This is a genomic window from Pseudoalteromonas sp. SWN166 (assembly GCF_015864485.1).
GTDB lineage: Bacteria > Pseudomonadota > Gammaproteobacteria > Enterobacterales > Alteromonadaceae > Pseudoalteromonas.
This window is the reverse complement of the sequence record NZ_JADYXB010000061.1, coordinates 1-12,068: the sequence shown is the minus strand read 5'-3', so window position 1 is coordinate 12,068 and position 12,068 is coordinate 1. Positions and strand designations below refer to the sequence as shown.

General features: G+C 40.5%; 14 protein-coding genes. 6 read left to right on the top strand and 8 right to left on the bottom strand.

What is annotated here, in order from left to right; translation table 11 throughout:
• The first annotated feature begins 432 nt into the window (after positions 1-432).
• A complete protein-coding gene (locus I6F49_RS19590; protein ID WP_197181692.1) occupies positions 433-981 on the top strand; it encodes a gamma carbonic anhydrase family protein in 549 nt (182 codons plus the stop codon).
• Here I6F49_RS19590 and I6F49_RS19585 read toward each other — a convergent pair.
• Together I6F49_RS19585 and aroE are read right to left on the bottom strand one after the other, a co-directional pair.
• Positions 970-1,224, bottom strand: coding sequence for a DUF1488 family protein (locus I6F49_RS19585; protein ID WP_197176803.1), 255 nt, complete (start codon positions 1,222-1,224; stop codon positions 970-972). The genes I6F49_RS19590 and I6F49_RS19585 overlap by 12 nt on opposite strands.
• A complete protein-coding gene (aroE, locus tag I6F49_RS19580) occupies positions 1,221-2,045 on the bottom strand; it encodes a shikimate dehydrogenase (RefSeq protein WP_197176801.1) in 825 nt (274 codons plus the stop codon). The genes I6F49_RS19585 and aroE overlap by 4 nt, the downstream gene beginning before the upstream one ends.
• Before the next feature lie 53 nt (positions 2,046-2,098).
• Here aroE and I6F49_RS19575 point away from each other — a divergent pair, with 53 nt between their 5' ends.
• A complete protein-coding gene (locus I6F49_RS19575; RefSeq protein ID WP_166421949.1) occupies positions 2,099-2,536 on the top strand; it encodes a group II truncated hemoglobin in 438 nt (145 codons plus the stop codon).
• Between the two features lie 63 nt (positions 2,537-2,599).
• Here the strand turns inward: I6F49_RS19575 and hemF are convergent, their stop codons facing one another.
• From hemF to I6F49_RS19545, 6 genes are all read right to left on the bottom strand, one after another.
• Positions 2,600-3,550, bottom strand: a complete 951-nt coding sequence (gene hemF, locus I6F49_RS19570; protein ID WP_197181691.1) for an oxygen-dependent coproporphyrinogen oxidase — start codon at positions 3,548-3,550, stop codon at positions 2,600-2,602.
• Position 3,551: 1 nt separating this feature from the next.
• Complete coding sequence (locus tag I6F49_RS19565) at positions 3,552-4,115, bottom strand: L-threonylcarbamoyladenylate synthase (protein ID WP_197181690.1); 564 nt, start codon at positions 4,113-4,115, stop codon at positions 3,552-3,554.
• 25 nt (positions 4,116-4,140) lie between these two features.
• The gene (locus I6F49_RS19560) at positions 4,141-4,716 is read right to left on the bottom strand and encodes a DNA topoisomerase family protein (protein ID WP_166421555.1); all 576 of its coding nucleotides are present in this window, start codon (positions 4,714-4,716) and stop codon (positions 4,141-4,143) included.
• A 114-nt stretch (positions 4,717-4,830) separates the two neighbouring features.
• Positions 4,831-5,304, bottom strand: a complete 474-nt coding sequence (locus I6F49_RS19555; RefSeq protein ID WP_197181689.1) for a DUF494 family protein — start codon at positions 5,302-5,304, stop codon at positions 4,831-4,833.
• A 1-nt stretch (position 5,305) separates the two neighbouring features.
• The gene (gene dprA / locus I6F49_RS19550; RefSeq protein ID WP_197181688.1) at positions 5,306-6,397 is read right to left on the bottom strand and encodes a DNA-processing protein DprA; all 1,092 of its coding nucleotides are present in this window, start codon (positions 6,395-6,397) and stop codon (positions 5,306-5,308) included.
• Positions 6,398-6,428: 31 nt separating this feature from the next.
• Positions 6,429-7,547, bottom strand: a complete 1,119-nt coding sequence (locus I6F49_RS19545) for a LysM peptidoglycan-binding domain-containing protein (protein WP_197181687.1) — start codon at positions 7,545-7,547, stop codon at positions 6,429-6,431.
• A gap of 118 nt (positions 7,548-7,665) precedes the next feature.
• Between I6F49_RS19545 and def the strand changes: the two genes are divergently transcribed.
• From def to trkA, 4 genes are all read left to right on the top strand, one after another.
• Positions 7,666-8,172 (top strand): peptide deformylase, encoded by a 507-nt coding sequence (def, locus tag I6F49_RS19540; protein WP_197181686.1) that lies wholly within the window; start codon positions 7,666-7,668, stop codon positions 8,170-8,172.
• Positions 8,173-8,193: 21 nt separating this feature from the next.
• Positions 8,194-9,147: a methionyl-tRNA formyltransferase gene (fmt, locus tag I6F49_RS19535; protein ID WP_197181685.1), complete on the top strand. Its 954-nt coding sequence runs from the start codon at positions 8,194-8,196 to the stop codon at positions 9,145-9,147.
• Positions 9,140-10,435 (top strand): 16S rRNA (cytosine(967)-C(5))-methyltransferase RsmB, encoded by a 1,296-nt coding sequence (rsmB, locus tag I6F49_RS19530; protein WP_197120021.1) that lies wholly within the window; start codon positions 9,140-9,142, stop codon positions 10,433-10,435. The genes fmt and rsmB overlap by 8 nt, the downstream gene beginning before the upstream one ends.
• Before the next feature lie 86 nt (positions 10,436-10,521).
• A complete protein-coding gene (gene trkA / locus I6F49_RS19525; protein WP_004335170.1) occupies positions 10,522-11,898 on the top strand; it encodes a Trk system potassium transporter TrkA in 1,377 nt (458 codons plus the stop codon).
• Positions 11,899-12,068 lie beyond the last annotated feature (170 nt).

Sequence of the window (12,068 nt, the reverse complement as noted above, 5' to 3'; positions counted from 1 at the left end):
GTTGGCTGTTAGAACTCAATCTGTACGAGTGCCCACACAGATGATTGCTTTATATTGTTAAAGAACGTTTTGAGTCGCTTTAGCGTCTCAAGGGATGCGAATAATACACCCTTTATTTTTCAAGTCAACACTTAGTTTTAAATTTTCTTTTTGGAAGATTTAAAACCGAAGTTTTATTTAACTCTCTGAGGTAGTTCGTGCCTCGCTATGCGTTGGCGTTTCCCGTCTCAGTGGGGTCGCATTATAGGGAGATCATATTTTTACGCAAGCACTTTTTTAAAGAAAAAGTAAAAAAAGATGCTGTTCGGTTAGTATCTGAACTAAACACCCCGAAACTGATAGTTTTGTAACCAAACAGTGCACTGTATGGTACAAAAATCACCTTGCTGATACACTCAAATACTAATAATCATGATCTAAAAGGTACTAACTATGGCAATTCGTTCTTATAAAGGTGTTACTCCTTCATTTAATGCGTCTGTTTATGTTGATGATTCATCGGTTTTGGTTGGTAACATTACTTTAGGTGATAATAGTAGTGTGTGGCCATTAGTAGCTGCACGTGGCGATGTTAACTATATACGTATTGGTGAGCGTACAAATATACAAGATGGCAGTGTATTGCATTTATCTCGTGCAACTAAAAGCAATCCTGATGGTTACCCACTTATTATAGGTGACGATGTAACTGTTGGTCATAAGGTAATGCTACACGGATGCGTACTAGGAGATCGTATACTTGTGGGTATGGGCGCTATTATTATGGACAACGTTGTTGTTGAAGACGATGTTATTATTGGAGGAGGTTCTTTAGTGCCTCCAAACAAGCGTTTAGAGTCTGGCTATTTATATGTAGGAAGCCCAGCTAAGCAAGCTCGCCCTCTTACAGACCAAGAACTTGCCTTTTTAAAAATATCTGCCGATAACTACGTATCGCTTAAAGATGAGTATTTAGCTGAAATCGCTAACTTAGAGCAATAAGCTTACTTCTATCTGACCTGCCGAGTTGTAACTTTCTTCTTCGATAAGCTCCTCGGCACGCTCTTCGTAATCAAAACGGTACTTTTCAAAATACTCTGTTGCATGGCTTTCGTCTGTTAATTTAAGTTTATTTACTTCTATTACACACTCCACCAGCATGCCACTAACTTGTGCAAAGAATACTAACTGATGATCGGGCTCTCTAAATTCTAGCCTATCTATAAATTGTATTGCTTGGTTCATTTAAGCGCCCCTTGTTTTAGTGCATCAACTACAGGAAGTATTTTTGGCATTTTATTGCGCCATACATAATAGGCTTGAGCAGCCTGGCCCACTAACATACCGCTGCCATCTAAAAGCTTAGCGTTAATATTGTGCTGTGCAATCCAGTTCATAAAAATAGTATTTTGCAGTGAATAAAACATGTCATAAGCAACTTCACAATTAGTTATATGTTTTTCATCAAGTGCTGGAAGCTCATCATTCATACTGCTAGATGTAGAGTTTATAATTAGTGAGTAATCGCTTACTGGTAAATCATTAAAGCCAAAGCCAGATACAGGTCCGTATTGAGTAAATAGCTCTGCGAGTTCTTTAGCTTTTTGTGCTGTGCGATTAACGATTATTATTTCCTGAGGGTTATGCTCTAGCAAAGGTAAAATAACGCCTCGAGCTGCACCGCCCGCGCCAATAATTAAAATACGCTTGTTAGTAATAGCTACTTTATTAGCAAGTAAATCGTTAACAAAACCGACACCATCTGTGTTATCACCGAGTAATGTGCCATCATCTCGTTTTTTTAATGTATTAACAGCCCCTACAATTTTAGCTAATGGCGTAAGCTCATCAGCCATTGCATAGGCTTGCTCTTTAAATGGCATTGTAACGTTAGCGCCAACACCACCTTGCTCAAAAAAAGACGATACTGTTTTTTCAAAGTTATCGATAGGTGCTAATATTGCGCGATAGTCGATTTGCTCACCCAGTGATACAGCAAATTGTTTATGTATCGCGGGGGATTTTGAATGTTTAATTGGATTTCCAAAAACCGCATATTTGTCCATTTTAAAGCAACCTCTTTGCAGCTATATACTGCCTATTAACGATGATAAGTAATATGATTAAACGACTTTTTTCTAAATCTAAGCCAGCTCCCGAACAACAGGCTCCTACTCCTGAAAAAACACCGTACGAAATAATAGGTGGAGAAAAAGGAGCGCGCGCTATTGCCAATCGATTCTACGACATAATGGAGTCAGATGAATACGCTAAACCGTTATATGATATGCATCCTCTGCCATTAGATCGAATTCGCCAAGTATTTTTTGAATTTTTATCTGGTTGGTTAGGCGGGCCAAACCTATTTACAGAAAAACATGGCCAGCCAATGCTACGTAAACGCCATATGCCTTTTACTGTAGATAAAGCATTGCGCGATCAGTGGATGTATTGCATGAATAAAACGCTGGATATAGAAATAGACAACCCGTTGTTACGTGAAGGCTTAAAGCAATCATTCTCTCAACTAGCAACGCACATGATTAACCAGCATTAAATTTGTATTTAGCCACAATGCAAAAAGGCGCTAATTAGCGCCATTTTGATTACTGTATAATTATTATAATTGCCATTCTCTGGCTATCAGCTCACTTGGTTGACTAGTTAGCCACTCTTGCGGGCGTAAGTAGTACTGATATAGGTTAGCTTCTGGGCTACTTGGCTCTGGTTTATAATTATATTCCCAGCGTGCGAGTGGTGGCATAGACATTAATATAGACTCTGTGCGTCCGCCACTTTGTAATCCAAATAAAGTGCCTCTATCCCATACTAAATTAAACTCAACGTAGCGTCCGCGACGATAAAGCTGAAAATCACGTTGTTGCTCTGTGTATTCATCATTTTTGCGACGTTCAATAATAGGTATATAAGCATCTAAAAAGCCATTACCCACCGATTGCATAAACGCAAAGCTCTTTTCAAAGCCAAGTTCGTTTAAGTCGTCAAAAAATAAACCGCCTACTCCGCGCGTCTCGTCTCTGTGCTTTAAATAAAAGTACTCGTCGCACCAGGTTTTATATTTTGGATAAACTTCGCCGCCAAATGGTGCGCAAATATCATGAGCAACTTGATGCCAATGCTGTACGTCTTCTAATACTGGGTAAAAAGGAGTGAGGTCAAATCCTCCACCAAACCACCATATTGGGTCTTCGCCTTCTTTTTCAGCTATAAAAAAGCGCACATTGGCATGACTTGTTGGTACATGAGGGTTTTTGGGATGAATAACTAACGACACACCACATGCATGAAAGCTTCGCCCTGCAAGCTCTGGCCTATGCGCTGTTGCAGAGCCTGGCATTGAAGCGCCAAATACATGTGAGTAATTAACTCCACCTTGCTCTATTACAGTGCCATTTGTGGTTACACGTGTACGACCACCACCGCCTTCGGCTCGCTGCCAATTATCTTCAATAAATTTAGCGCTGCCATCTGCTGCCTCTAAACCTTGGCAAATAGTGTCTTGCAAAGCCATAAAGTATGCTTTTACTTGATCTAATAATTCGCTTTGCATTTTAACCTCTAAATATTTTGCCCGTCATGGCGTCTTTTATTGTGCTTGGTTGAGTATTGCCACCTAACGGCTCGTCAACGTAAAAACCAACTTGCTCTGCAAATTGCGCTTTAGCTTGCTCAATACTAATAACAGTTTCTTGCCCTGTTAAGTTTGCACTGGTTGATACTAGCGGCTTACCAAACTCTTGGCATAAACGCTTTACTGTTGGATGGTTTGTTACCCTTACAGCAATCGTATCAAACTGCCCAGTTAACCATTTAGGCGTATTTTTAGAAGCAGGCATAACCCATGTAATTGCAGCAGGCCAACTGGAAAAAATATCAGCGCGTTTATCCATTGGTATTTTTGCATCGTCTACGTATTTTAATAACTGCCCGTAATTATCAGCAATTAAAATAAGCCCTTTTTCAACCGGGCGCTGCTTAATAGCTAATAGTGCCTCAACGGCTTGTTGATTATCTGGATCGCAACCTAAACCATATACAGCTTCTGTTGGGTATAAAATAACTTCGCCTTGCGTTAAGCATGTTGTTGCAGTGGGCGTATTTGAAAGGTCTGACAAAGTAGTCTCCAGATATAATTAAACGTTATTCAGTTGGGGCGAGCTTATGCATGCAACTTTTTTGTGGGCATTGCAATAATGTACCGTTTGCCATATTTCTTTCTATGACGATTGGCCAATTACATTGTGGGCAAGGGTGTTCGACCGGTTTGTTATTAAGTGTGTATTTACAACTTGGGTAGCAATCACAAGAGTAAAATACTTTACCAAACTTATTACTACGCGCGACTAAATGACCTTTTTTACATTTTGGGCAACTAGGTAAAGTGTCTTCGCTTTGTTTTTCTTCATTTTCGTTAGCAATGTAATGACACTCTGGATAACCCGTACACCCAATAAACATACCATAGCGGCCATTTTTAACCACCAGCGGCTTACTACATTCAGGACATGCTGAATCTTCTAATATTTTGATTTCATTACTATCGTGATGTGCCAACGGTCTAATAAAATCGCATTTAGGATAACTTGCACATCCTAAAAAAGGACCTGATTTACTATTGCGGATCACTAACTCTGAACCACACTGTGGGCATATCTCGTATTCTTTTTCGAGGGCGTGCTTGTTCGCCGAGAAAAGCGAATGGTCGATTTTACTCATGGTGATCCTGATAGGTTGGTGAATTTTCGCCTAATATACCCAAACCACTTAAAGATACAAGCAATGCCGTGCTTATCCGTTTAAGTAATTTGAGTACAATTAAGATAATTATCTCTAATGAAGAAGTTCGCTGGGTTCATCAAAAATCAAATCTTCCATTTGCTCATACGCCTCCTCAGAGCCAGGAACATTAAATAAAATCATAAGTACAATCCATTTTAAATCCTCTAAACTTATGCTTGGTTTATCGAGTGAGGCTAAACAGTCCATTACCATTTCACGAGTCACATTGTTAATAACGCCTATTTGCTCAATAAACATTAAAAAGCCACGACACTCAGCACTGAGCCTTTGGCACTCGCTATCGGTAAATATACGCACGGCATATTTAGGGTTAGCTATTAAATAAGGAGATTCGTCACTGTGTTGTAAGTCGGCCAGTTGCTCTAGCCAATCGAGAGCTTTAAATATCTCAGGCTTATTAAAACCCGCGCGCAGTAGCTCATCGGTTAGCTCATTTTGCTCGGCAAATATATCCGCTTCGCTATGAATGTAATTTTCAAAAAGATATAAAAGAATATCAAACATATTACCTTCCTGCGCTTAACTTAATATAACCATCTAGCACGCGCTCAATCTGATCGTCTAATTCTAAATCGAGCAATCTAGCGAGTACTTTGTCTATGGGCCACTGAGCACGACGTACAATGTCGTCTACGCTGGTGACTTCAAAGCCAATACTATTTAAAACCTCACATTGAGAATTGGCTTGAATCGGTTGCTCTTTATTACCTAAGTTACTGTCGTAAGTAAAACTCACCTCATCAAGAATGTCGGCTACGTTTTCTACTAGCTTAGCGCCTTGCTTTATTAAAAAGTGACTTGCCTGCGCTAACGGGTTTTTGATAGAACCCGGTACTGCAAACACCTCTTTATTTTGCTCAAGCGCATAACGTACTGTTATTAACGAACCGCTTTTAATTTCAGCCTCAACAATAAGCACTCCCAACGATAACCCAGAAATAATACGATTACGACGCGGAAAATTATGTGCATTAGCAGCTGTTCCGGGTAAAAACTCACTCACCAGCAGGCCGCTTTCTAAAACTTGGTCTGTTAATAGTTTATGGCGTTTGGGATAGTAAATATCAACCCCAGTACCGAGCACAGCAATGGTTTTACCCGTACCAGCAAGAGAGCCTTTGTGCGCAGCACCATCTATCCCTCTTGCCATACCTGAGGTAACTGTAATACCAGCCAAAGTTAATTCGTATGCAAATTCTGATGCTATTTCAAGTCCGGTGGGTGTCGCATTACGACTTCCTACTATTGCAATTTGCGGCGTAGATAATAACGAGACATCACCTCTACAAAATAGTAATAAAGGCGCGCTGGCAATCTGCCGAAGATCCTCAGGATAGAGCGCATCAAAAATACAGACTACGGTAATGCCCTGCTGCGCAATTAATTGCTCATAATGATTTACTTGCTGCCAATTAGTGTTGAGTAAATTACTCGCTTGATTAGCAGTTAATCCAAGCTTTAAAAGCTTGTCATGGGGTAAGTCGAATAACGACCCAAGGGAATAATGTGTAGATAATGCTAAAAGGGTTTTTATACCCAACCCTTTACACATATAAAAGGCAAGCCAGTGGGCTAGCTTGCCAGATGACTGATCCATGCTCTCTCCTAGAGCACCGACTCGCTACTTCTTAATGAATAACTGCAATATCTCCAATGCGAATTGGGTGCTGGTTTTTAGTTATTAATGCATAACTTACTTTGTCATACACTTTAAAGACAATTAGCTCGCCAACTTTTTCTTTAGGCATAGTCCACGTTGTATTTTCTTCGTCAGACTCACCACCAAATAATTGGCTTGCATCAGATAAAAGCTTCTCGTATTTACTAGAATCTTCTGGGTAACGAGGGCCACGAGGGCCATCAATAACCGTTGGCGATTGACGTTCTAGATCTAATACATGACCTTCTTCTATATTTTGTTCACTGCCTAAGTTTAGCACTACAACATCCATTGTGCTGAATTCTCTAACGTGGCGTGGAGAAGCAATAATATTACCTGTTACAGGCTCAGAGGGACGGTGTATATTAAAGTACGCTGGAAGCATTTGACCTTCCATTGCTGGTATTAAAAAATCACCTTGTTGAATTTCTCGTTTCACCGATTCAACGCGTAACGACGAAGGTACACCATTGTGTTCATCACCCGATCTAAAGGCACGTGCTATACCCACAAAAGAAGCACGTGTTGCTAATACTTCACCGGTTAGATCTGTGTAAGGGTCACCCTTATGGTAAATGGCATACGCTTTATGAACTTGTAAGTCGCCTTTAGCATATAAAATGTGGCCTAACGTTTGTGTTTTAGTATTTTCGTTAGCACCTAAAATATAAGGCTTACCTTTAATATCGTCACTGTTCATTGCTTGCTCGTAACTGATATAAGGTTTAATCATTTCAAGCGGCAAGGTAGTAATAGCATTACGCCCTTTTGGTGTAATACGCCCCTGAGGAGATAATTTTCTATAGCCTTTATTGATGACTAAACGTGGGTTTCCATCGGCATCGTATATAAGCGCCAATGCATCACCGGGGTAAATTAGGTGTGGGTTGTCAATTTGTGGATTCATTTGCCAAAGTTCAGGCCAGAGCCAAGGCTCATTTAAATAGATGCCAGAAATATCCCAAAGCGTATCGCCTTTTTTTACAACATACTGTTTTGGAGCATCTTTTTTTATTTTAAGTACATCAGCGACTACGGGAAACGCAGCGCTTAACGTAAGCATGATTGCAAGTAATGGAGATTTCATTGAGCTTCCTTGTATTGTTTTTTCATTATTATTGCCCAAAACCTGTTAAAGGTGAACGCGAATGGCTAAAATAAGAGCATACAATACCCTAAATTAAGCACAAGTGAAAAAGGTAACTATGGCTAGGTTAGAAGTTTTAAGATTTCCAGATGAGCGTTTACGTACTATAGCAAAAGATGTTGCACAAGTTGACGACACAGTACGTCAAATTGTAAAAGACATGCTAGAGACAATGTACGATGAAAATGGCATTGGGCTTGCAGCCACGCAAGTAGATATTCATCAACGAATAGTCGTTATTGATGTATCAGAAGAGCGCGATGAGCCACTGGTATTAATTAACCCACAAATTATCAAAAAAGACGGCTCTACCGTTAGCGAAGAAGGCTGTTTATCAGTACCTAACTCGTACGCAAAAGTAGACCGCGCAGAAACAGTAACAGTCGCTGCACTTAACGAAAGCGGTGAAGAATTTGTACTAGATGCAGATGAATTACTGGCTATTTGTATTCAACACGAACTAGATCACCTTCAAGGTAAGCTGTTCATTGATTACTTATCTCCATTAAAGCGCCAACGTATTCGTAAAAAGCTTGAAAAAGAAGCCAAGTTTGCAGAACAGTAATAAGCACCTTAGGAAAACTCAGTGACTCAACCATTACGCATTATATTTGCCGGTACGCCGGACTTTGCCGCACGTCATTTACAAGCGCTGATTCAAAGCGAACACCAAATAGTGGGTGTATATAGCCAGCCAGACCGCCCTGCGGGTCGTGGTAAAAAATTAAAAGCCAGTGAAGTTAAAGCGCTAGCGCTTGAGCACGACTTACCGGTTTTTCAGCCTCAATCATTAAAAAATGATGAAGCACTAGCTGAGCTAACAAGCTTAAACGCCGACATTATGATTGTTGTAGCATATGGCTTAATTTTACCTAAAGCTATATTAGAAGCCCCAAAATTAGGTTGCTTAAATGTGCATGGTTCTATATTACCGCGCTGGCGCGGTGCTGCACCTATTCAACGCGCAATTTGGGCAGGCGATGAGCAAACTGGCGTAACAATAATGCAAATGGATGAAGGGCTAGATACCGGCGATATGCTACATATAAGCCGCTGCCCTATTAGCGCCACCGAAACAAGCGAAAGTTTATATACAAAACTTGCTGAGCTAGGCCCAGACGCGTTGATTGAAACCATTAATAAATTAGCAAATGGCGAGATCACGCCTGAGCCTCAAAATGATGAACTTGCTAACTACGCTAAAAAGCTTTCTAAAGAGGAAGCTAATATCGACTGGTCAATGAGTGCTCTGCAAATTGAGCGAAACATTCGCTCTTTTAATCCATGGCCAGTGTGCTTTACCCAAATGGGTGGGCAAACAGTAAAGATTTATCAAGCGCAGGTTGTGCAGCAATTAGGTGATCCTGGGCAAATTTTATCAAGCGACAAAAATGGTGTAGTAGTAGCATGTGGCAAACATGCTTTATGTATTACGCAATTACAACCGCAAGGTAAAAAAACAATGGCAATTAACGACTTTTTAAATGGTCGTAGTGACTGGGTTACTCCTGGCACAATATTAGGCGAAAACAATGAGTAATGTTCCAAATGTACGAGCGCTTGCCGCTGAAACTTTATATAACGTAGTTGATAAAGGCGCATCGCTTAATCAAGAACTTCCATTTGCAAGCCAAGGCTTGCCGCCTAAAGATAAAGCGCTGCTACAGCAAATTTGTTACGGCGTTTTACGCTACTTACCTAGCCTTGAAAATTACTGCCAACACTTAGTAGAGCAGCCATTAAAAGGTAAACGTAGAATATTTCAGTTTTTATTATACGTGGGTATTTATCAGTTACAGCATATGCGCGTACCACCACATGCTGCCATTTCAGAAACGGTAAACGCACTGGCTCAACTGCGCGCTTTAGGATTAAAAGGGCTAATAAACGCCATTTTACGTAGTTTTCAGCGCCAACAAAGCGAACTTGAAGAAAAAGCAAAGCTGATCCCTGTGTGCTTATACAACCACCCAAATTGGTTTATCAAACAAGTTAAAGAAGCCTATCCAGATAGCTGGGAAGAGATACTTGCAGAAAACCAACAACAAGCACCTATGTGGTTACGTGTAAATCAATCGCAATTTAGTACGCAAGAATACAGCGATATGCTTAGCGCTAACGACATTGAACATACCTTAAACCCAGACTTTATAGATGGGATTAAGCTTGCCAAACCACGCGATGTATTTTCATTGCCTGAGTTTGATACGGGTGCATGTTCAGTACAAGATGCAGCAGCCCAACTTGCAGCACGCTTTTTAGAACCTAAAGCAGATGACTACATTTTAGATGCCTGTGCAGCACCTGGCGGTAAAACATGTCATATATTAGAGCTTGCTGATGCAGAAGTACTTGCACTTGATAGCGACGCAACTCGCCTTGAACGTGTTAAACAAAACTTAACGCGTATTGGCTTAGGTGCAGACCTACAATGTGGCGATGCTTCACAACCACATACTTGGTGGGACGAAAAGTTATTTGATCGTATTTTGCTTGATGTACCTTGTTCAGCTACTGGCGTAATTCGCCGTCACCCTGATATAAAATGGTTACGTCGCGCATCAGACATCGAAGACTTATCTAAATTACAAAGCGATATTCTTGATAGTATTTGGCCTCTGTTAAAACCAGGCGGCACATTGGTATATGCTACGTGTTCGGTACTCCCACAAGAAAACCAACAGCAAGTTGCTAAGTTTTTAGCTAATAACGATGACGTAGAGCATATTCCGCTACACGAAAACGATACCGTAACAACTCCTGGTTTGCAGTTATTACCCGGTGAAAGTGATGGATTTTATTACGCTAAACTAGTTAAAAAAGCCTAATAGCCGTACACTGAATAGTTAGCCATTTATGAAATATTAAATGGCTATTTTTTTAATTAAATTATGGTCAATACCACGGGTAAATAATGAAAATAATTATACTCGGTGCCGGGCAAGTTGGTGCTACGCTTGCTGAAAACTTAGTTGGCGAACAAAACGAAATTACCGTTGTTGATATAGACGGTAACCGATTACGTGAACTTCAAGATAAGTACGACTTACAAGGGGTTATGGGCCACAGTGCGCATCCTGATGTATTACGCCGTGCAGGCGCTGAAGATGCCGATATGATTATAGCGGTAACCAGCTCAGATGAAGTGAACATGGTTGCATGCCAAGTGGCATACAGTATTTTTAAAACCCCCACTAAAATTGCCCGCATTCGCTCAGAGCAATATTTAAAATACCGCGAAAAGCTATTTCAAAACGATGATTTACCAATCGATCATTACATTGCCCCAGAAGCACTGGTCACTAAGTATATTCGCCGTTTAATTGACTACCCTGGTGCTCTGCAAGTATTGCAGTTTGCCGATGGCATGCTCTCGTTAGTCGCCGTAAAAGCTTACTATGGTGGTTTATTAGTAGGTTATGCGTTATCAGCACTTAAAGAACATATTCCTAATGTAGAAACTCGTGTTGCCGCTATTTATCGCCAGGGTAAAGCAATCAAACCACTGGGTACCACCGTTATTGAAGCCGACGACGAAGTATTCTTTATTGCCGCAACAAAACATATACGCGCAGTAATGAACGAGCTACAAAAACTTGAGCGTTCGTACAAAAAAATTATGATCGCTGGTGGCGGTAACATTGGTGCAGGCCTTGCCCGCTCACTTGAAAAAAATCACACCGTTAAATTAATTGAGCGCAGTAAAGAACGTGCCGAGCAGCTCTCAGAAATGCTCGACAACACGGTCGTTTTTTGTGGTGATGCATCTGATCAAGAACTACTTTCAGAAGAACATATAGAACAAGTTGATGTATTTATTGCCGTAACCAACGACGATGAAGCAAATATTATGTCGGCCATGCTTGCAAAGCGTATGGGCGCACAGAAAACCATGGTGCTTATTCAACGTGGAGCTTACGTTGATTTAGTACAAGGCGGCGAAATAGATATTGCCATATCACCGCAACAAGCCACTATATCAGCGCTATTAACTCACGTACGACGTGGTGATATTGTTAATGTGTATTCACTGCGTAAAGGTGCGGCAGAAGCTATTGAAGCCGTTGCCCATGGTGATGAAAATACATCTAAAGTGGTTGGCCGTGCAATTGCCGATATAAAACTTCCAGCGGGTACCACTATTGGCGCAATAGTACGTAATGACGATGTACTGATAGCCCACGACGATACAATTATTATGTCGGGCGATCATGTCATCATGTTTTTAATCGACAAAAAACACATTACCGTTGTAGAAAAACTATTCCAAGTAAGTGCTATCTTTCTTTAATTAGTTCTTTAAATTAGTTAATTGAACACACAAAAAAGCCGCTGACTAAGGCTAACACCGATCAGTTAAGGTATTTTTGATCGGTTGACCGATCTTTTGGTTGCTTCACAATACCCTTATCATCTTTTGATTATGAGGGTATTTTTATGCTTAGTCATTGGTTACTTGAT

Bases quoted from the DNA above. Each gene is read 5' to 3' on its own strand.
- I6F49_RS19585 (WP_197176803.1), bottom strand. From the start codon at position 1,224: ATGAACCAAGCAATACAATTTATAGATAGGCTAGAATTTAGAGAGCCC.
- def (WP_197181686.1), top strand. From the start codon at position 7,666: ATGGCTAGGTTAGAAGTTTTAAGATTTCCAGATGAGCGTTTACGTACT.
- I6F49_RS19555 (WP_197181689.1), bottom strand. From the start codon at position 5,304: ATGTTTGATATTCTTTTATATCTTTTTGAAAATTACATTCATAGCGAA.
- hemF (WP_197181691.1), bottom strand. From the start codon at position 3,550: ATGCAAAGCGAATTATTAGATCAAGTAAAAGCATACTTTATGGCTTTG.
- rsmB (WP_197120021.1), top strand. From the start codon at position 9,140: ATGAGTAATGTTCCAAATGTACGAGCGCTTGCCGCTGAAACTTTATAT.
- trkA (WP_004335170.1), top strand. From the start codon at position 10,522: ATGAAAATAATTATACTCGGTGCCGGGCAAGTTGGTGCTACGCTTGCT.
- aroE (WP_197176801.1), bottom strand. From the start codon at position 2,045: ATGGACAAATATGCGGTTTTTGGAAATCCAATTAAACATTCAAAATCC.
- dprA (WP_197181688.1), bottom strand. From the start codon at position 6,397: ATGGATCAGTCATCTGGCAAGCTAGCCCACTGGCTTGCCTTTTATATG.
- I6F49_RS19590 (WP_197181692.1), top strand. From the start codon at position 433: ATGGCAATTCGTTCTTATAAAGGTGTTACTCCTTCATTTAATGCGTCT.
- I6F49_RS19560 (WP_166421555.1), bottom strand. From the start codon at position 4,716: ATGAGTAAAATCGACCATTCGCTTTTCTCGGCGAACAAGCACGCCCTC.
- I6F49_RS19575 (WP_166421949.1), top strand. From the start codon at position 2,099: ATGATTAAACGACTTTTTTCTAAATCTAAGCCAGCTCCCGAACAACAG.
- I6F49_RS19545 (WP_197181687.1), bottom strand. From the start codon at position 7,547: ATGAAATCTCCATTACTTGCAATCATGCTTACGTTAAGCGCTGCGTTT.